Annotated in this window: 19 protein-coding genes; 11 read left to right on the top strand and 8 right to left on the bottom strand. The window is 71.6% G+C overall.

Annotated features, from left to right (window positions below; translation table 11 throughout):
- Window positions 1-55: 55 nt before the first annotated feature.
- The 4 genes from IR212_RS10055 to IR212_RS10040 all read left to right on the top strand — a co-directional run bounded on the left by IR212_RS10055 (window position 56) and on the right by IR212_RS10040 (window position 4394).
- Window positions 56-1288, top strand: coding sequence for an alanine racemase (locus IR212_RS10055; protein WP_194395793.1), 1233 nt, complete (start codon window positions 56-58; stop codon window positions 1286-1288).
- Entirely contained in the window at window positions 1285-2598 is a 1314-nt protein-coding gene (locus IR212_RS10050; RefSeq protein WP_194395792.1) for a D-arabinono-1,4-lactone oxidase, read from the top strand. The genes IR212_RS10055 and IR212_RS10050 overlap by 4 nt, the downstream gene beginning before the upstream one ends.
- An 82-nt stretch (window positions 2599-2680) precedes the next feature.
- Complete coding sequence (locus tag IR212_RS10045; protein WP_194395791.1) at window positions 2681-3247, top strand: LemA family protein; 567 nt, start codon at window positions 2681-2683, stop codon at window positions 3245-3247.
- Between the two features lie 49 nt (window positions 3248-3296).
- The gene (locus tag IR212_RS10040; protein WP_194395790.1) at window positions 3297-4394 is read left to right on the top strand and encodes a DNA glycosylase AlkZ-like family protein; all 1098 of its coding nucleotides are present in this window, start codon (window positions 3297-3299) and stop codon (window positions 4392-4394) included.
- A gap of 49 nt (window positions 4395-4443) precedes the next feature.
- Here IR212_RS10040 and IR212_RS10035 read toward each other — a convergent pair whose 3' ends face one another.
- Window positions 4444-5754, bottom strand: a complete 1311-nt coding sequence (locus tag IR212_RS10035) for a winged helix-turn-helix domain-containing protein (RefSeq protein ID WP_228479262.1) — start codon at window positions 5752-5754, stop codon at window positions 4444-4446.
- A 77-nt stretch (window positions 5755-5831) separates the two neighbouring features.
- Here IR212_RS10035 and IR212_RS10030 point away from each other — a divergent pair, with 77 nt between their 5' ends.
- Together IR212_RS10030 and ilvA are read left to right on the top strand one after the other, a co-directional pair.
- A complete protein-coding gene (locus IR212_RS10030; RefSeq protein ID WP_194395789.1) occupies window positions 5832-7022 on the top strand; it encodes an AI-2E family transporter in 1191 nt (396 codons plus the stop codon).
- Window positions 7023-7105: 83 nt separating this feature from the next.
- Window positions 7106-8317, top strand: a complete 1212-nt coding sequence (gene ilvA / locus IR212_RS10025; protein ID WP_194398633.1) for a threonine ammonia-lyase — start codon at window positions 7106-7108, stop codon at window positions 8315-8317.
- Between the two features lie 30 nt (window positions 8318-8347).
- On the opposite strand, the gene greA is transcribed toward ilvA, so the two are convergent.
- Both greA and IR212_RS10015 read right to left on the bottom strand, forming a co-directional pair.
- Complete coding sequence (greA, locus tag IR212_RS10020; RefSeq protein ID WP_194395788.1) at window positions 8348-8839, bottom strand: transcription elongation factor GreA; 492 nt, start codon at window positions 8837-8839, stop codon at window positions 8348-8350.
- A gap of 117 nt (window positions 8840-8956) precedes the next feature.
- Window positions 8957-9352 (bottom strand): DUF4307 domain-containing protein, encoded by a 396-nt coding sequence (locus IR212_RS10015; protein ID WP_194395787.1) that lies wholly within the window; start codon window positions 9350-9352, stop codon window positions 8957-8959.
- Between the two features lie 113 nt (window positions 9353-9465).
- Between IR212_RS10015 and IR212_RS10010 the strand changes: the two genes are divergently transcribed.
- The gene (locus tag IR212_RS10010) at window positions 9466-9798 is read left to right on the top strand and encodes a hypothetical protein (protein ID WP_194395786.1); all 333 of its coding nucleotides are present in this window, start codon (window positions 9466-9468) and stop codon (window positions 9796-9798) included.
- Window positions 9799-9854: 56 nt separating this feature from the next.
- Here the strand turns inward: IR212_RS10010 and trhA are convergent, their stop codons facing one another.
- A complete protein-coding gene (gene trhA / locus IR212_RS10005) occupies window positions 9855-10598 on the bottom strand; it encodes a PAQR family membrane homeostasis protein TrhA (protein ID WP_228479261.1) in 744 nt (247 codons plus the stop codon).
- A 108-nt stretch (window positions 10599-10706) separates the two neighbouring features.
- Between trhA and IR212_RS10000 the strand changes: the two genes are divergently transcribed.
- From IR212_RS10000 to IR212_RS09985, 4 genes are all read left to right on the top strand, one after another.
- Window positions 10707-11492 carry an isoprenyl transferase gene (locus IR212_RS10000; protein ID WP_194395785.1) on the top strand — a complete coding sequence of 262 codons (786 nt, stop codon included), beginning with the start codon at window positions 10707-10709 and terminating at the stop codon, window positions 11490-11492.
- A 79-nt stretch (window positions 11493-11571) separates the two neighbouring features.
- Window positions 11572-12693 carry an aminotransferase class V-fold PLP-dependent enzyme gene (locus IR212_RS09995; protein WP_420488595.1) on the top strand — a complete coding sequence of 374 codons (1122 nt, stop codon included), beginning with the start codon at window positions 11572-11574 and terminating at the stop codon, window positions 12691-12693.
- 199 nt (window positions 12694-12892) lie between these two features.
- Entirely contained in the window at window positions 12893-14248 is a 1356-nt protein-coding gene (locus IR212_RS09990; protein WP_194395783.1) for a PhoH family protein, read from the top strand.
- Window positions 14249-14431: 183 nt separating this feature from the next.
- Window positions 14432-15229 (top strand): hypothetical protein, encoded by a 798-nt coding sequence (locus IR212_RS09985; protein ID WP_194395782.1) that lies wholly within the window; start codon window positions 14432-14434, stop codon window positions 15227-15229.
- An 84-nt stretch (window positions 15230-15313) separates the two neighbouring features.
- Here IR212_RS09985 and IR212_RS09980 read toward each other — a convergent pair whose 3' ends face one another.
- From IR212_RS09980 to IR212_RS09965, 4 genes are read right to left on the bottom strand one after another with little or no spacing between them, the layout of a single operon-like run.
- Window positions 15314-15970, bottom strand: a complete 657-nt coding sequence (locus IR212_RS09980; RefSeq protein WP_194395781.1) for a response regulator transcription factor — start codon at window positions 15968-15970, stop codon at window positions 15314-15316.
- Complete coding sequence (locus tag IR212_RS09975) at window positions 15967-17475, bottom strand: sensor histidine kinase (protein WP_194395780.1); 1509 nt, start codon at window positions 17473-17475, stop codon at window positions 15967-15969. Before IR212_RS09975 ends, IR212_RS09980 begins: the two co-directional genes overlap by 4 nt.
- A 47-nt stretch (window positions 17476-17522) precedes the next feature.
- Entirely contained in the window at window positions 17523-18917 is a 1395-nt protein-coding gene (locus IR212_RS09970; protein WP_194395779.1) for a class II fumarate hydratase, read from the bottom strand.
- A 46-nt stretch (window positions 18918-18963) separates the two neighbouring features.
- On the bottom strand, window positions 18964-19575 hold the full coding sequence (locus tag IR212_RS09965) for a carbonic anhydrase (RefSeq protein ID WP_194398631.1): 612 nt from the start codon (window positions 19573-19575) through the stop codon (window positions 18964-18966).
- Between the last annotated feature and the right edge of the window lie 30 nt (window positions 19576-19605).

Below are 19605 nucleotides of genomic sequence, written 5' to 3'. Positions count from 1 at the left end.
CACCGTGCCGCTGGCCGTAGTCTGGTGCGATGCGCGCGCACCCGAGGCGAGCCGGATGAGTCTCGACCTGCTGTCGTCCACCTCGCCGTCGACGAAGCCGTGGAGTCACCCCGCCGCGTACTGGGGTGAGATGAGCCGCGCCGTCGCCGATCTCAGCGGCCCCGTCGCCGTGATCCACGCCGGAGCGCTCCGTTACAACACGCTCGATCTCGCGGTGCGGTCGGGCGGTGTTCCCATCCGCGTCGCGACGAAGTCCGTGCGGGTGCGCGAGGTGATCGACGCGGTGCTCACGCTTCCCGGCTATCGCGGCCTGCTGGCGTTCACGCTGGCGGAGGCGCTCTGGCTCGCCGCCGACCACGACGACATCGTCATGGGCTATCCCACGGCGGATCGCAGCGCCATCGCGGCGCTCGCCGCAGACGACCGCGCGGCGCAGCGCGTCACGATCATGGTGGACGACCTGGCGCAGCTCGATCTCGTCGACGCCGTCCGGGCCCCGGCCATGCGGCCGGAGATCCGGGTCGCGATCGACGCCGACGCCTCCTGGCGCGCCCCGGGCCTCGGTCACATCGGCGTGCTCCGCTCGCCGGTCCACGAGGCCGCCGAGGTCAGCGCGCTGGCGCGGTCGATCGCGGCGCGGCCCGGGTTCCGGCTCGTCGGGCTGATGATGTACGAGGCCCAGATCGCCGGGCAGGGTGACAACACCGGCGCCGGCGATGCCGTGATCCGGTGGATGCAGCGACGCTCCGCCGCCGAGCTGCTCGAGCGTCGCGCCGCGATCGTGACCGGACTGCGGGACGTCGCTCCGCTCGAGTTCGTCAACGGCGGCGGCACGGGCTCGCTCGAGGTGACGGCATCCGATCAATCCGTCACCGAGGTCACCGCCGGCAGCGGCCTGCTCGCGGGGCACCTCTTCGACGGCTACCGCGCCTTCCACCCCGCGCCCGCGGCGGCGTTCGCGCTCGACGTGGTGCGGAAACCCGCCGCGGATGTCGCCACGGTGCTCGGCGGCGGGTGGATCGCCTCCGGTCCGGCGCTGTCGTCGCGGCAGCCACGGGCCGTCTGGCCGGAGGACCTGCGTACGGCCCCACGGGAGGGAGCCGGCGAGGTGCAGACACCGTTGCGCGGCGAGGCCGCGCGCGCTCTCGCGGTCGGGGACCGGGTGTGGTTCCGCCATGCGAAGAGCGGTGAGCTCGCCGAGCGCGTCGATCGCTATCACGTGGTCGGCGACGGCGCCGTCATCGCCGAGGCGGCGACGTACCGAGGCGAAGGGAAGGCGTTCCTGTGACGCGTCCGGGGGGAGTGTGGCGCAACTGGGCACGCACCGAGTCGGCCCGGCCGCAGCGGGTCGAGTATCCGCGCACGGTCGCGGCGGTGCAGCGCGCCGTCGTCGCGGCGGCCGCCCAGCGACTGCCGATCAAGGCGGTGGGCGCCGGTCACAGCTTCAGCGGGATCGCGGTCCCACCCGGGGTGCTGCTCGAACTGACGGATCTCAGCGGTCTCGTCTCGGTTGACGTCGAGCGCTCGCGCGTGACGCTGCTGGCGGGCACGCGCCTGCATCGCGTCCCGGGCCTGCTCGCGCGCTACGGCCTGGCGATGGAGAACCTCGGCGACATCGACCAGCAGTCGATCGCCGGCGCCATCTCGACGGGAACGCACGGCACCGGTGCGCGGTTCGGCGGCATCGCAGCCCAGGTGGTCGGGGCGACCCTCGTCACGGCGACGGGGGACCTGCTCCGCGTCGAAGACGAGGAGAACGCCGAGCTGCTCCCCGCGGTCGCGCTCGGGCTGGGTGCGCTGGGCATCCTGGTCGAGGTGACGCTGCAGTGCGTCCCCGCCTTCGTGCTGCAGGCGGTGGAACGGCCCGAGCCACTCGACGGGGTGCTCGGGGAACTCGCGGATCGCATCGCAGGCGACGACCACTTCGAGTTCTACTGGTTCCCCCACACCGAGCGTGCCATGACCAAGACCAACACGCGCCTGCCCGAGAGCGCGCCCCGGCAGCCGCTGTCGCCGGTGCGCCGGTGGGTGGACGAAACGCTCGTCGGGGGCGGCGTGCATGACCTGGCGTGCGCCGCCGGCACCGTCCTTCCCACGCTCGTCCCCCCGATCAACCGGCTGTCGACGCGGATCTGGGGCGACCGGGAGTTCACGGATGCCTCGGACCGGGTCTTCGCCACGCACCGATCGGTGCGGTTCCGCGAGATGGAGTACGCGGTCCCGATCGAGCATCTCCGCCCCGCCTTCGACGCGGTGCGTGCCGTGATCGACGAGCGCGGCTGGCGCATCGGCTGGCCGATCGAGGTCCGCGTCGCGGCCGCCGACGACCGCTGGCTGTCCACCGCGCACGGGCGGCACTCCGGCTACATCGCCGTGCACCGCTACTGGCGCCAGGACCCGGGGGAGTACTTCGAGGCGGTGGAGGAGATCATGCTGCGCCTGGATGGGCGGCCGCACTGGGGCAAGATGCACACCCTCGACGCCGCCGCTCTGCGATCGAGATACCCGCGCTTCGACGACTTCGTCGCCCTCCGCGATCGCCTCGACCCCGACCGGCTCTTCCGCAATCGGTACCTCGAGCGCGTACTCGGTGGGTAACGCCTGAGAGTCCCTGACCGGGCCCGGGATTCGGCGGACCCGCGTCGATAGTATGAGGGCACTACCGAACGGAGCCTCGGCAATGGAATGGCTGATCCCAGTCCTCATCGTGGTGGCGCTCGCCGTCATCGTCGGCATCTACCTGTGGGCGACGTACAACTCGCTGGTGCAGCTCAACGTCCGCGTCGACGAGGCGTGGAGCGACATCACGGTGCAGCTCAAGCGGCGGGCCGATCTGCTGCCGAACCTGATCGAGGCGGTCAAGGGCTACGCGACGCACGAGAAGGCGGTGTTCGAGCGGGTCACGCAGGCGCGCGCCGACACGCTCTCGGCGTCCGGTCCTGCCGAGGCGGGGGCCGCCGAGGGACGCATGCAGCAGGCGCTGAGATCGCTGTTCGCGGTCGCCGAGGCGTATCCGCAGCTGCAGGCGAGCCAGAACTTCCTCCAGCTGCAGCAGTCGATCGTCGACACCGAAGACAAGATCCAGGCCTCGCGCCGCTTCTACAACGGCGGCGTGCGTGAGCTCAACACCAAGATCAAGGTCTTCCCGAACAACATGTTCGCGCGCAACCTCGGCTTCCACGAGCGGGAGTTCTTCGAAGTGATCGACGGGGCAGCGATCTCCGAGCCGCCTCGCGTGCAGTTCTGACGCGCGCCGGATCGATGCGACTGCGGGCGAACAGCCGTCCTCTCGGGGCATGCCCCGCCGGCTGACGCGCGAACAGGCGCGGCGCATCGCCGTGCGCGCGCAGCTGCTCTCGGCGGAGCGGCCATCGGGAATCGTCGAGACCATCGACGCACTGACCGTGGTCAACATCGAGCCGACGGCGGCGATCGCGCCGAGTGCCGATCTGATCCTGTGGAGTCGGCTCGGGTGGCCGTACCAGCCGGCGGACCTCGTCCGGCTCGTCGAGGAGGATCGCGCCGTCTTCGAATGGGGCGGGTTCTATCGCGCAATGACCGACCTCGCGCTGCTGCTGCCCGAGATGCGGCGACGGCCCCAGTCGGCCCGGGCCCAGCAGTGGCTGGCCGCGAACGAGCGCTTCCGCCGTGACGTGCTCTCACGGCTCCGCGCGGAGGGGCCGCTGCGCGCGTCGGAGATCCCCGACACGGCCCAGGTGTCGTGGCGGTCCTCGGGATGGACCGACAACCGCAACTCGATGCAGCTTCTGGAGATGCTCGTGCTCTGCGGCGACGTGGCCGTGCACTCCCGGGACGCCGCGGGCCGGCGGTTCGACGTCGCCGACCGGGTCTATCCGTCCGACGTTCCGGAGCTGGGCGAGGCCGAGGCGGCGAGGGAGCGTGCCGAGCGACGGCTGGCGTCGCTGGGCATCGCGCGGGCCAAGAGCACGGCGCAGCCGTTCGAGCCGATCGACGTCGGAGTGATCGGCGACGAGGCGCTCATCGAAGGCGTCGCCGGTTCGTGGCGGGTCGACCCCGCCGCGCTCGATGCGGGGGATGAGATCGCGCCGCGCACCGCCCTGCTGTCGCCGTTCGACCGGCTGGTCTTCGACCGGCGGCGCCTGGAGGAGATCTTCGGGTATGAGTATCTGCTCGAGATGTACAAGCCCGCCGGGAAGCGGCGCTGGGGATACTTCGCGCTGCCGATCCTGCACGGCGACCGGTTCGTGGGCAAGCTCGACGCCAAGGCGGACCGCACGGCGGGCGTTCTGCGGGTGCACGCCGTGCACGAGGACGAGCCGTTCACCGATGCGGTGCGCGACGCCGTCGACGCGCACATCGGCGAGCTGGCGCGCTGGCTGGGGCTGGACGTGACGGTGTCGCCGGCCGCGTGACGCCGGCCGCCGCACAGCCGCCGCGGTCGCAAGCGCATCGGTGGCCGCGTCAGCCGCGCAGAGCGTCCGCGTCGGCCGCCTCCAGCCCGCCCGGCTCGTCGGGCGCGAGAGCGACGCGCTCGCGAGAGGTGGAATCGTGGCGCGCCGCCTCGGGCAGCGCGCCGGCGAGGTCGTCCGTCGCATCGCCCCACCTCGAGACCGAGATGGTCTCGAGGCCCTGCCACGCCGCGGCCAGCCGGACTTCGTCGGCCAGACGCCCGGTGGCGTCGGCGGGTCGCCCGTGCTCCCACCACGCCGACTGCACCAGAAGCCGCGAACCGGCACGATCCGCTTTCAGGTCGATGCGCCCGACGATGTCGTCTCCGACCAGCACCGGAAGCGAGTAGTACCCGTAACGCCGCTTGGGCGCGGGCGTGTAGATCTCGATCCGGTACTCGAAGTCGAACAGGCGCTCGGCGCGGTCGCGGAACCACACGACGGGATCGAAGGGCGTGAGCAGCGCCGTCGCATCGATGCGCCGCGGCACCGTGGCGTCGCGGTGCAGCCACGCGCGCGCGGGCCGGCCTGCCGTGGTCCACCCTTGTACGGACACCGGATGCAGCTCGCCGGCGTCGGTGAGATCGTCCAGCGCCGCGGTCACGGCCTTGCGGTCGGCGATGCGCCAGTAGTCGGCCACATCGGCGGCCGTCGAGACGCCGTACGCGCGGGCGGCGCGCCGCACGAGCTCGCGGACGGCCTCGTCCCGCGGCACCGGCGCGTCCAGCACGTCGTGAGGGATGACGTCCCTGGCGAGCGCGTATCGCCGCTCGAACCCCTTGCGCCCGGCGATCGCCACCTCGCCGAACAGCCACAGGTACTCCAGGGCGTTCTTCACGGCGTCCCAGTCCCACCACGGTCCGCGAGCGCCCTCCCGGGCGTCGTGCTCTATCTGCGCCGGCCGGAGCGGGCCGCGGTCGGCCAGCTCGGCGCGGACCCAGTCGACGAGATCGCGGTGCGTGTCGAGCCACCCCCCGGGCTTCGAGCCGTACTTCGCCCGCAGATCCTGCATGCGGAAGTGGAACAGGCCCCAGTCGACAGCGGGCACGAAGGCGGCGACGTGCGCCCAGTACTCGACGTACGGGGGACGGCGTGCGAAGAGGAGGCGGTCGAGGACGGCGGTGTCGTACCGGCCCAGCCGCGAGAACAGCGGCATGTAGTGGGAGCGGGCGAACACGTTCACCGAGTCGATCTGCAAGGTCGACATGCGCGCAAGCGCGAGGTTGAGCTGCCGTGTGCCGGCCGCAGCCGGACGCCCGCGATCGAACCCCTGGGCGGCGAGCGAGACCCGACGCGCCTCGGCGGCGCTCAGTGAGGACTTCACGCGCGTCAGCCTAGCCAGCGGCTCCGACAACCCTCCTCCATCACCGGCGCGGAATGCGACGCGCCTAGACTGGGCGGATGAGCGGCTCCGACGACAAGCCTCGCGGCTCGCTGTTCGATGCCGTGCGCGACCGCAGCCGCGTCGTCACCACCGAGACGTCCGCCGCCGTGCCGCGTGGCCTGCGCATCGCGACCGCCTACGCGTGGCGCCTGATCCTGGTGGCCGCGGCGACCGGCGTGGCGGTCTGGCTCGTCATCCAGCTGAAGCTGCTCGTCATCCCGCTGCTGGTGGCGATCCTGGTGACCGCGCTGCTGTGGCCCGCTTTCACCTGGATGCTGCGCCACCGGGTGCCGCGCTGGCTCGCGATCGTGATCTCCGTCATCGGCACGCTCGCCATCGTGACGGGCCTGCTGTGGCTGGTCGTCTGGCAGATCGTGCGGCAGTGGGAGTCCGTGCAGGAGAGCACCGTCGCCGCGATGGCCCAGTTCCGGCAGTACCTCATCGACGGGCCGCTGCACCTCAGCGCGGCGCAGATCGACGATCTGCTGGGGCAGGGCTGGGCTCTCGTGCAGGAGCAGGCAGGGCTGCTCTGGTCCGGCGCGCTCGCCATCGGCACGACGATCGGCCATGTCGCGACGGGCGCGATCCTCGCCCTGTTCATCCTGCTGACGCTGCTCGCCGACGGAGCGGGCATCTGGCGCTGGACGCTGCGGCTGTTCCCCAAGAAGGCCCGTCCGGCCGCGGACGGCGCCGGCCGCGCCGGGTGGGTCACCGTGGTCAACTACGCGCGCACGCAGCTCCTCGTCGCGACGATCGACGCGGTGGGGATCGGTCTCGGCGCCGCGCTGCTCGGCGTCCCGCTCGCGATCCCCGTGGCGGTCCTGGTCTTCCTCGGCGCGTTCGTGCCGATCGTCGGTGCGGTCGTCACCGGAGCGGTCGCCGTCTTCCTCGCGCTCGTCTACAACGGGCCCTGGATCGCGCTGTGGATGCTCGTCGTGGTGCTGGGCGTCCAGCAGCTCGAGGGCCACGTCCTGCAGCCGCTGCTCATGGGCTCGGCCGTCAAGGTCCACCCCCTCGCCGTCGTCCTGGTCGTCGCCGGCGGCGCGATGATCGCCGGGATCCCGGGCGCCCTGTTCGCCGTTCCGCTCGCGGCCTTCATCAACGTGGTCGCCGTCTATCTCGCCGAACGCGCCTGGGAGACCGGCGCCAAACCCACCGGAGACCTCATCTGGAGCACCGTCCCGCGGCCGAGGAGAGCACGTCCGTGACCACCGCCCATCACACCCGGCGTGTCGAGGAGACCGCCGCAGCACCGGTCGACCCGCCGGCGCGGCGATCGTCCGCACCGAGCCTGGAGGATTTCGCGCATGCCGCGGCCACCCTCGAGGGTGTCATCGCGCACACGCCGCTGGACGAGTCGCAGCACCTCTCCGAGCTGCTCGGCGTCCCCGTTCACCTGAAGCTGGAGAACCTGCAGCGCACCGGATCGTTCAAGATCCGCGGCGCGACGTACCGGCTGTCGCGACTGACGGCTGAGGAGCGCGCGCGCGGCGTCGTCGCGGCATCCGCGGGCAACCACGCGCAGGGCGTGGCGCTGGCAGCCAAGGCTCTCGGCATCCCGGCGACGATCTTCATGCCGCTGGGCGTCCCGGTGCCCAAGCTCCTGGCCACGCGGGGGTACGGCGCCGACGTGGTGCTCGAGGGCGCCACCGTCGAGACGCCCCTGCGGATGGCCGCCGAGTTCGCCGAGCGCACCGGCGCCGTCTTCATCCATCCGTTCGACCACCCCGATGTGATCACCGGGCAGGGCACGCTCGGTCTGGAGCTGATGGACGAGCTCCCCGAGCTGGACACCGTCGTGCTGGGCATCGGCGGGGGAGGGCTGATCGCCGGTGTCGCGGCGGCCGTGAAGGCCCGGGCGGCCGCCGAGGGGCGCACGATCCGGGTCATCGGCGTGCAGGCCGAGAACTCCGCGGCCTATCCGTCCTCGCTCCGGGCGGGGCATCCGGTCGAGGTCCCGACGTCCCCGACCATCGCCGACGGCATCGCGGTGGCACGCCCCGGCGACCTGCCGTTCGAGATCATCCGCGAGCACGTCGACGAGGTCGTGACCGTCTCGGAGGACGACATCGCCCGCGCGCTGCTGGTGCTGCTGGAGCGGGCCAAGCAGGTGGTGGAGCCGGCGGGCGCGGTGGGCGTGGCGGCGATCCTCGCCGGGAAGGTCGTCGCCCACGGGCCCACGGTGACAGTGCTCTCGGGCGGGAACATCGACCCGCTGCTGCTGCAGCGCGTCGTCGCGCATGGACTCTCGGCGTCCGGACGCTACATGACCCTGCGGATCCCGCTTCCCGATCGCCCCGGCCAACTGGCGCGCGTGTCGGAGCTCCTGGCGATCGCCGGGGCGAACGTGAACGAGGTGCTGCACACCCGTCACGGGCACGGTCTGCAGATCAGCGAGGTGATCCTGCAGCTGAGCGTCGAGACGCGCGGCGAGGAGCACCGCGCGCACGTGATCTCGGTGCTGGAGGACGCCGGCTACACGCCCACGGTCGTGCCGGACTGACGGCGGGTCCGGTGGCGGACCCGCGGTCTCTCACTGCCCGTTGTAGGTGTCGACCTTGACGATCTCGACGGCGATCTCGCGACCGTTGGGGGCGGTGTACGAGGTCTTCTCGCCCTCCTTGCGACCGAGGATGGCGGTGCCCAGCGGCGACGCCTCGCTGTAGACGTCCAGCTCGGAGCCGGCGGCGATCTCGCGGTTGCCGAGCAGGAAGACCTCCTCGCCGCCGGCGATGACGGCGGTGACGACGGTGCCTGGTTCGACGACGCCGTTGCTCTCGGGAGCCTCGCCGACCTTGGCCGTCTTCAGGAGCTGCTGGAGGGTGCGGATGCGCGCCTCCTGCTTGCCCTGCTCGTCCTTGGCGGCGTGGTAGCCGCCGTTCTCCTTGAGGTCGCCCTCCTCGCGCGCGGCCTCGATGCGCTTGGCGATCTCCTCGCGGCCGGTCGTCGAGAGGTGCTCGAGCTCGGCGGCCAGGCGGTCGTAGGCGTCCTGAGTGAGGAAGGTCACGGGTGCGTCGGTGGACACGGCTGACTCCTTCGTTGGGCACCGCCTCAACCAGGCCGGTGCGGACATAAACCGAACGCCCCGGCTCACGGCCAGGGCGCGGGATTGATCTCCCGTCAGACTACGTCACGCGCCGGGTCAGGACAAAACCCAGCACGAGTTGACGAATCCCGTCGTGGCCGGGGCGGTGGTGGGGATGACTTCGCGGAAGGCGCGGGCGTGGAGCTCGGATGCCGGCAGCTCGACGACCCGCCAGCCCACGACGCCGTGATCCTCGTCCTGGGCCTCGAGCGCGCAGGCGACCGCCGAACCCGGGGGAGCGGTGATCTGGAATCCCAGCGTCACGGAGTGCTCGTCCGCCACGTCGAACGATGTCGTGTCGGAGTCGACCGCGTTCATCGAGGCGCGGACCGTGGACCACCCGAGGAGGGCGACGAGCCCGAGCGCCAGGACGATGCCCGCGGCGACGATCCACCGGGCAGCGGGCGAGCGGCGCCGGCCGTAGCGATCGTCGAGCATGTCCTGCGTCGTCACGCCGCTCCTGAGGTCTCGTCGGGCCGCATCGGAAGATTAGGCTGGGAACTCCAGGCTATGCGCTCTCGCGCACCCCGACGACACCGCCCGCCCGCCGGGCAGCGAGGATCCCCATGCCCCACGCGCTCGCCGCCATCGTCAGCGCCGCGACGACGACGCCCGCCCCCACGCCGACGTCGGAGGTCGACCCGGACCTCGTGACCCCGGGGGTCGCGGGCTTCCTGATCACCGCGCTGGTGGCCCTGGCCGTCATCTTCCTCGTCTGGGACATGATGCGCCGCATCCGGAGGGGCCGGGTTCGCGCCGACATCCAGGAGGAGCTGGACGCCCAGGAGCAGGCCGAGCGCGCTGCCGGGGCGACGGCGTCCGACGCCGAGGATGCCGACGCGGCGGGGGACGGCCGCGCCGGGAACGCGCCGGGCGAGCCGGCATCTCCGGAGCGCTGACCCGCAGGACCAGGGATCAGCCGGATGCCGCGGGTCGCGGCATCCGTCATCGGCCGTCAGGCCGGCACGCCCAGCGACGGCGACAGCGGATCGAGGGCGATGAGCAGGGCGGCCGTCCAGTGGCACAGGAACGCCAGCACCGTGCAGACGTGGAAGATCTCGTGGAACCCGAAGTGCCCGGGCCAGGGATTCGGCCGCTTGGAGGCGTAGATCACCGCGCCGATCGTGTACAGGATGCCGCCCACGGCCACGAGGATCATCATCGCGGCGTTGGCCTGGAGCAGGTCCACGATGTACATCACCGCAGCCCAGCCGAGCACCAGGTAGAGCGCGACATAGAGCCAGCGGGGCGCGTGGAGCCAGAAGACCCGGAACAGGATGCCGAGGATCGCGCCGCTCCACACCAGGGTGAGCAGCAGGACCCCCTTCTCGGGCGGCAGCGCGAGAGTCGCGATCGGCGTGTACGTGCCGGCGATCAGGAGGAGGATGTTGGCGTGGTCGATCCGCTTGAGGATCGCCTTCGTCTTCGGCTTCCAATCGAAGCGGTGGTAGAGCGCCGAGTTGCCGAACAGCAGCAGCGAGGTGGCCATGAAGACGGCCGAGGCCCACTTGGCCGGCGCGCCCTGGGCGACGGCGATGAGCACGACCCCCGCCACGATCGCGACCGGGAAGGTCGCGGCATGGATCCAGCCTCGCCAGGTGGGGCGGATCTCGGGGGCGGCGGCATCGACCGCGGCCGCGTCCATGAGCGGCAGCACGGGAACGTCAGGGGCCTCGGCGAGGCGGCGGCGACGGCTCATCCTCCCAGCGTAGACGGGGCCGCATGCCGCGGTCGGCACATGCGGACAGCGGATGCCGCCACCTGCCGCGCGCTACGGCCGAACGTGGTCGCGGGGTAGCGTAGGCGTGTGGCGCGCGGTTCGACGAATGAAGGCAGAGGACCTCTCTACCGCCTCTACATCAACCGCCTGCGCCGGCGGCTCGACCCCGAAGCGGTGCCCCACCACCTCGCGATGATGATCGACGGCAACCGCCGGTGGGCGAAGCAGCTGGGCTACGACTCCGCCGCCCACGGTCACCGCGCCGGCGCGGCGAAGATGAAGGACTTCCTGCGCTGGTGTGACGACGTGGGGATCCGCGTGGTGTCGCTGTACCTCCTCTCCAACGACAATCTCCGCAAGCGCGACTCGCGCGAGCTGTCGGACCTGCTCCAGATCATCGCCGAGCTCGCCGACGAGGTCTCGCACGAGCGCGACTGGCGGGTGAAGCACGTCGGACGCGCGGACGCGCTGCCCGAGGAGCTCGCGCGCGTGCTGGCCGAGGTGGAGGCGCGCACGCGCGGGAACGGCGGCATGCACGTGAACCTCGCCGTCGGTTACGGCGGGCGGGGAGAGATCGTCGACGCGGTGCGCAGCATCATCGCCAAGCACCACCGGGAGGGCGGCTCGCTGGAGGAGCTGGCCGCCAGCCTGACCCCGGAGCAGATCGGCGAGCACCTGTACACCGGCGGCCAGCCTGATCCCGACCTGGTCATCCGCACCTCGGGTGAGCAGCGGCTGAGCGACTTCCTCCTCTGGCAGTCGGCTCATTCGGAGTTCTACTTCGTCGAGGCGCTCGGACCCGACCTGCGCGAGGTCGACTTCCTGCGGGCGATCCGCGATTTCAGCTCGCGGGATCGCCGCTACGGCGGCTGATGCCGGCGCCGTCGTCGGCCTCGCCTCGCGCCCATAGTCGCCGAACGACACCTCGCGGCGCTCTGCCAGAATGTTGCGCGTGACGGATCTGGACTCCTACCTGGCGTCGTTCGACGCCGAGCCCGGCTACCTGGACTGGGCGGCGTTCGGCCCGCTCTCCCCTGCGGTGCGCAGCGAGGCGCAGGCCGACACCGAGCTGCTCGGCACCGGCCGCCGCTCGGGCATCCAGCTCGTCGCCGAGCACACGCGGGAGGCGCGCGAACTGGTCGCCGAGCTCCTGGGGGCCGCCGCGGATCAGGTCGTGCTGCAGCCGTCGACCACAGACGGCCTCACGCAGGCCGTGTACGGCCTCGCGGGTGGCCTGATGCTCAACCGTGGCGAGTTCCCGAGCCTGACGGTGGCCGCGACGCGGGCCGCCGACGCGCTGGGCTCGGTGCAGCTGCAGTGGGTGGAGCCGGCAGACGGGGCCATGACCCCCGACGTCGTGCGCCGCGCTCTCACCGACGACACACGCGCCGTCGCGGTGAGCCTCGTCGACTTCCGCTCGGGCTACCGGGCCGACCTTACCGCCCTCCGGGAGGTGATCGGCGATCGGCTGCTGATCGTCGACGCGATCCAGGGCTTCGGCATGGTCGAGGCCGATTACGGCGCGGCTGATGTGGTGTGCGGCCACGGCTACAAGTGGCTCCGCGCCGGCCGCGGCACCGGCTTCGCCTGGTTCGGCGAGCGTGCCCTGGAGCGCATCGCCCCGGTGCTCTCCGGTTTCCGGGGAGTGGGCGACGAGCTCCCGGTCGACACCGTGCCCGCGCCGGCCGCGTCCGCCCAGGCCTTCACCGTCTCCGGTCCCGACCCGCTGGCCGCCGCACGGCTGGCGACGGCGCTGCGCGAGGTCGCCGCCGCCGGCGTCGCGAACATCGAGTCGGTGCTGGCGGCGCGCGCGTCCGACGTGATGTTCTTCGCGGACCGCTACGGCGTCCCCGTGGTCACGCCCCGCGACCCGGAGCGCCGGGCAGGCATCGTCACCCTGGCGCCGGAGCCACGGGATGCCGCGCCGCTTGCGGCATCCCTCGCCAACCACGGGCTGACGGTGACCGCGCGTGCGAGCCGGATCCGCGTCTCCCCGCACGTGGGGACCGGTGCCGACACGATGCGGCTGTTCGGTGACGCCCTGGCCGCTGTCGCGTCGGCCCGGGTCTGGTGAGCCTGCACGCGCGGTCGCGGCATCCGTTCACCCCTTCGTCATGGGATTCGGGCGTGTCGGGTCGGCACCGTGTCGCCGGGGGGTCGTAGTTTGATCGCATCGGGCAAGGAGCCCGGTCGAGTCGGCCTCACGGATCGCGACTCGTGACCCCTGGTCGACTCGTTACTGCCGGGTGAACCACCCGGGGCGGGAGTGGGTTGTGACCACACGAGCACCACACGAGCAGCGCCGTCAGGACCATGCGCAGGTCGTCGGATCCGACCAGGATCTGCGCACCTACGTCCTGGACACCTCCGTGCTGCTGAGCGACCCTCGGGCGTTCTTCCGGTTCGCCGAACACAGCGTCGTGATCCCCGTCGTGGTGGTCACCGAGCTCGAGGGCAAGCGGCACGACCCCGAGATCGGCTACTTCGCACGGCAGGCTCTGCGCCACCTCGACGAGCTGCGCGTCGAGCACGGGCGCCTCGACTTCCCGGTCCCGGTGGGCACCGGCGGGACCCTCCGCGTCGAGCTGAACAACACCGACGCCTCGGTGCTGCCGTCAGGCATGCGCCTCGGCGACAACGACAGCCGCATCCTCGCCGTCGCGATGAACCTGGCGCAGGACGGCCAGGAGGTCACCGTCGTCTCCAAGGACCTCCCGATGCGGGTCAAGGCCGCCTCCCTCGGCATCACCGCGGAGGAATACCTCGCCGAGCAGGCCGTCGACTCGGGCTGGACCGGCATCTGCGACCTCGACGTGTCGGGCGACGACATCTCCGACCTCTACGAGAGCGAGGTGGCCGCCAGCGACGAGGTGCGCGGTCTGCCCGTCAACACCGGGCTGATCATCCACTCCGAGCGAGGCTCTGCTCTCGGACGGGTGACGGGCGAGGGCGAGTACCGCCTCGTCCGCGGAGACCGCGAGGTGTTCGGTCTCCACGGTCGTTCGGCCGAGCAGCGGATCGCCGTCGACCTCCTCCTCGACCCCGAGGTCGGCATCGTGTCACTGGGCGGACGGGCGGGAACGGGCAAGTCGGCGCTCGCCCTGTGCGCCGCGCTCGAGGCGGTGCTCGAGCGCCAGCAGCAGCGCAGGATCATCGTGTTCCGACCGCTGTTCGCCGTGGGCGGGCAGGAGCTCGGCTACCTGCCGGGCGACCAGCAGGAGAAGATGAATCCCTGGGGGCAGGCGGTGTTCGACACCCTCGGGTCGGTGGTGTCGGCGAACGTGCTGAACGAGGTCATCGAGCGGGGACTGCTCGAGGTGCTGCCGCTCACGCACATCCGCGGACGCTCGCTGCACGACGCGTTCGTGATCGTCGACGAGGCGCAGTCGCTCGAGCGGAACGTGCTCCTCACCGTGCTGAGCCGCATCGGCCAGAACTCGCGCGTCGTGCTCACCCACGACGTCGGGCAGCGCGACAACCTCCGGGTCGGCCGCCACGACGGCGTCGCGTCGGTCATCGAGACCCTGAAGGGACACTCCCTGTTCGGGCACGTGACGCTGGTGCGCTCGGAGCGCTCGGCGATCGCCGCCCTGGTCACCGACCTGCTGGAGGCCGGCGAGCTGGCCTGAGCCCAGCGTGGGCCGGGGCGCCTGCGACCCCGGCCCGTGATCGTCGCGCTGAGGCTGCACGCACGGTCGACCCGCGTCGCACCATGAGAAGAGTCTCATGGCGTGCCGGCGTCGCGCGGTCGACCCGTCTGCGAACATGGACGGGGGGATCGACGCCGCACGCACGGAAGGCAGGACATCGACGTGGACGGACGCACGGGGCTCGTCGTCGGCGGGCTGACCGCCGTCGCGGCAAGCGTCGCCGTCGTCACTGCGGTCGCTCTCACCAACACCGCGGCGCTGCAGGATTCTCCGGGCGCGGCGGTCACCACGGGCAGGGTTCTCGTCCCCGCCGCCTCCCCTTCCACCACCACGCCGACGCCGGCGTCGCGGCCCACTGCGGTCGACGCGCCCACCCCGGCACCGGACGTCATCGCGCCGGACGCGATCGCACCACCGGCGGGGGTCGCCGAGGCTCCCGCGCCCGTCATCGTCCGACGGGCCGATGCCCCGCCCGCTGCCGGTCCCCTGGACGCCGGCACGGCACCCGATGTCCCCGCGGCCGCCGACCAGCTCGAGTCCGTCATCGCGACAGCGGCGGCCGCCGGATCGTGGGACGCCGTCCGCGCGTGGGCGAGCGCCCACGGCTGGTCGGCGGGACGAATCGAGGCGCTCGTCGCCCGTCTCGACCGCGAGCGGGCAGCCGAGGACGACGACGCCTCCGTGATGCCGGTCCCCGTCGACGTGACCACCGAGGAGCGGCGCCTCGCCGAAGCCGAGTCGCAGCGGCGCCTCGCCGCACCCGAGTCGTCGCCACAGGGCACGGCACCCGGCCTCTCGCGTTCCGCCGGTGACCTCCCCGGCGGCGAACGCGCGCAGCCGCAGAAACCCTTTCACCCCCCGCGTCCCGCACACGCGGGTGCGAACGTCGGGCACGGCAACGGCGCTGGTCCCGACGCGAAGAAAGACCAGTCGCGCGATTCCCCAGACAAGCGCGACTGATGATGGCCGGATCCCCCAGTCCGGCCCTTCACAGCCCCCGGTGTCCCCCAGCACCGGGGGCTTCTTCGCGCCGAGGCCGGAGGATCACTCCCAGCGGTAGCCGGCGCCGCGCACCGTGACGATGTGGTCGGGGCCGAGCTTGCCGCGGAGGTAGCGGACGTACACGTCGACCACGTTCGAACCGGGGTCGAAGTCCAGCCCCCACACCCGGCTGAGCAGCTGCTCGCGGCTGAGCACGCGACCCGGGTTGCGCAGGAACTGCTCGGCCAGTGCGAATTCGCGGGCGGACAGGTCCACCTCGCGACCGGACACGGTCGCGCGCCGCGCGAGGATGTCCAGCGTGACGTCGCCGTGCGAGATCGACACACCCGGCTGCGGGACGGTTTCGCGCAGGCGCGAGCGCACCCGGGCCAGCAGCTCCTCGAAGGTGAACGGCTTGGGCACGTAGTCATTGGCTCCGGCATCCAGACCGGCGACGGTGTCGCGCGTGCTGGACCGTGCCGTCAGCATGATCACCGGGACGATCGAGCCGCGCGCCCGCAGCTCGCGCAGCACCTCGAACCCGTCCATCGTGGGCAGGCCGACGTCCAGCAGCACGAGATCGCCGTCGCCGCGGAGCGCGGCCTCGAGACCTTCGGGGCCGTCCTCGACCACGACGGTCTCGTAGCCTGCGGACTCCAGACCGCGGCTGACGAACGCGGCGATCCGCGGCTCGTCCTCGATGATGAGGATCTTCGTCATCCGGACGCCTCCCGTTGCAGAACGACATCGCCTGCGCGCACCGGCGCCGGCAGATCGGCCTCGACCGGAGGCAGGTGAATCGTGAACGTGGCCCCGCCGCCGCTCGTGTCGGTCACCGAACAGTGCCCGCCGTGGCCCTTGGCGATCGCGTCGACGATCGCGAGACCGAGGCCCGATCCTCCCACGGCCCGCTTGATCTGCGCGCGATTGAAGCGCTGGAAGATGCGGCTGCGCGCGGCGGCCGGGATGCCGGGTCCGTGATCGCGGACCCACAGCTGTGCGCCGTTGGCGTCGCGCGCGCTCCCGATCTCGATGGGACTTCCGGCGGGGGTGTACTTCGCGGCGTTGTCGGCCAGCTGCAGCCACGCCTGAAGCAGCCGGTCCTGATCCCCGATGGTGACGCCCTCGGCGATCGCCTCGACGCGCCACGCGTGACCCGGGATGACGGCGACGAGCTCCCCGACGCGAGCGGTGAGCGCACCCAGCTCCACCTCGGCGAACGTGTACGACTCGGCCTCCGCGGTGGCCAGCACGTCGATGTCCTCCACCAGGCGGGCGAGGCGGTCCAGCTCGGCGATCCCGATGTCGCGCGCGGCGGCGACATCGGCGGAGTCCGACGGGTCCATGAGCTCCAGGTGTCCCCGCACGATGGTGATCGGCGTCTTCAGCTCGTGCCGGACGTCGTCCAGGAGTTGGCGCTGACCGTCCACCGAGCCCTCGAGGCGGTCGAGCATGGAGTTGACGGTGCGCGAGAGATCGGCGATGTCGTCGTTGCCCTGGGGCTCCAGTCGCAGCGAGAGGTCGCTGATGGAGATGGCGTCGGCGGTGTCGCGAAGGTGGCGGATGGGGGAGAGCAGCCGGCCCGTGACGAACCAGCCGACCACGCCGATCGCGGCGAGGACCGCGACGGCCGCGATGACGTAGGTCGCCATGGCGGTGGTCACCGGCTGCAGCTCGGATCCCAGGTTCACAGCCCGGACGTAGAGTCCCTTGCGCGGATCCCCCGGCATCGAGACCGGAATCGCGATGTAGCGCAGCGAGCCCTGGTCGGTGACCGCCGTGCCCCACCGCGTCGTGCCGTCCGCCGTCTCGTCGACGACCCGGTCGATCAGCTCCTGGTTCTCGGCGATGCTGAATCCGGAGTACGTCGACGGCACCCACCGCGGCGCGCCGTCAAGGAGGGCCAGCGACGCCTCGTTCCGCGCTGGAACGAGGCCCGCGACGATGGCGTAGAGGAAGTCGTCGACGGTCTCGTAGTCCGCCGGGTCGAGCTCTTCCTCGGCGGCCTCCACGCCGCCCCCGACGTCGGCCGGCCCACTGTCGTCGGCGAGCGCCTCCAGCGACTCGACCTGAGCGCGCAGCCGGTCGTTCACGCCGTTGATCGCCTGTTCGCGCTGCACCAGGAACGTCACGCTTCCCACGATCGCCAATCCGACGCACGCCACCGCGAGGATCGCTGCGAGGATCCTGACGCGCGCGGGGATCGGGCGAGGCGTGCCGGCCATTCCCTGATTATCGCCCCCCGGCGCCCCATCCGGCACGGGACGCCGGTTCAGCCCGGGTGCGTCATCGACAGCAGGTCGAGCTTCTCGTCGAGCTGCTCGAGGGTGAGCTCCCCGCGCTCCACGTAGCCGAGGTCGATCACCGCCTCGCGCACGGTGATCCCCTTCGCGACCGAGTGCTTCGCGATCTTCGCCGCAGCCTCGTAGCCGATCAACTTGTTCAGGGGCGTGACGATGGAGGGCGACATCCCCGCGTAGGCCGCGGCGCGCTCGACGTTGGCCTGCAGACCGGAGATCGTCCGGTCGGCGAGCAGGCGCGAGGCGTTCGCGAGCAGCTCGATGGACTCCAGCACGGCGGTTCCCATCACCGGGATGGCGACGTTGAGCTCGAACGCGCCCGAGGCGCCGGCCCACGCCACCGTCGCGTCGTTGCCGATCACCCGTGCGCACACCATGAGCGTCGCTTCGGGGACGACCGGATTGACCTTGCCCGGCATGATCGACGAGCCCGGCTGCAGGTCGGGGATATGCAGCTCGCCGAGACCGGTGTTCGGCCCGGAGCCCATCCACCGGAGGTCGTTGTTGATCTTCGTGAGCGACACCGCGATGGTGCGCAGGGCGCCGGATGCCTCCACGAGGCCGTCGCGGTTGGCTTGCGCTTCGAAGTGGTCCTTGGCCTCCGTGATGGGAAGCTCGGTGTCGGCGACGATCAGCTCGATGACCCGCTGCGGGAAGCCCAGCGGCGTGTTGATCCCCGTGCCGACGGCGGTGCCGCCCAGCGGCACCTCTGCGACGCGGGGGAGGACGGCCTGCACACGCTCGATCCCGAGGCGGATCTGCCGGGCGTAGCCGCCGAACTCCTGGCCCAGCGTGACCGGTGTGGCATCCATCAGGTGGGTGCGTCCCGCCTTGACGACGGTCTTCCACTCCTCGGCCTTCGCCTCCAGGGCGACGGCGAGGTGGTCCAGCGCGGGGATCAGATCGTCGATGAGCTCCTGTGTCACGGCGATGTGCACGGAGGTGGGGAAGACGTCGTTGGACGACTGCGAGGCGTTCACGTGGTCGTTCGGGTGCACCGTGGCGCCGAGCGCCTGCGTCGCAAGGGTCGCCAGCACCTCGTTCATGTTCATGTTCGAGGAGGTGCCGCTGCCGGTCTGGTACACGTCGATGGGGAACTGATCGGCGAACTCGCCCGCGATGATGCGGTCGGCGGCGCCGGCGATCGCGTCGGCGATGGCTGCGTCGAGCGTGCCCAGCTCCTTGTTGGCCAGTGCCGCGGCCTTCTTGATGCGCGCGAGAGCCACGATCTGCGCAGCCTCGAGCGGGTCGCCCGAGATCGGGAAGTTCTCGACCGCGCGCTGCGTCTGCGCCGCGTAGAGCGCGTTCTTCGGGACGCGCACCTCGCCCATGGTGTCGTGCTCGATGCGGTACTCGATGTCGGTCACGTCGTTGTTCCTCACGTGTCGGTACGGGGTGGGGGGATGAAGGGGATCAGGCCGGCTGGGTGATGCCGACCATGACGTCGGGCACCGCCGTGCCCTCGGCGAGGCGGTACTTCGCCCCGACGATCGCGAGCCTGCCCTCGGCGACGGCCTCGCTGATGAGCTCCGATGAGTGGAGCAGGTCTGCCACGGTGTCGCGGAGGTGCTCGCGCCCCACCTCGTCGGCGTCGATCTCCTCCGGCAGGACGCCGTCCACGGCGGTCTGCCGCTGCACGCGGCGCACGGCGGGGACGATCGGCGAGATGAGTCGCCAGATATGCGGCGGGAGGGGAGCGGCGTCGATGTCGGTGCTGTCGATCGCGGCGCGCACCGCGCCGCACGCGTCGTGGCCGAGCACGACGATGAGGGGCACCTTGAGGACGGCGACGGCGTATTCCAGGCTGCCGACGACGGAGTCGGAGATGACCTGCCCGGCGTTGCGCACCACGAACAGGTCGCCCAGGCCCTTGTCGAAGATGATCTCGGCCGCCAGGCGCGAGTCCGAGCATCCGAACAGCGCCGCTCGGGGACGCTGACCGTCAGCGAGGGTGTGGCGGGTGTCGACGTCCTGACGGGGGTGGCGGGGCTCGCCGGCGACGAATCGCGCGTTGCCCCGTTCCATCTCCTGCCAGGCCTTCGCGGGTGTGGGCTG

This window comes from Microbacterium atlanticum, from assembly GCF_015277815.1.
In the GTDB taxonomy this organism is placed as follows: domain Bacteria; phylum Actinomycetota; class Actinomycetes; order Actinomycetales; family Microbacteriaceae; genus Microbacterium; species Microbacterium atlanticum.
The sequence above is the reverse complement of the archived record's forward strand: the minus strand, read 5'-3'. Positions and strand labels throughout refer to the sequence as shown.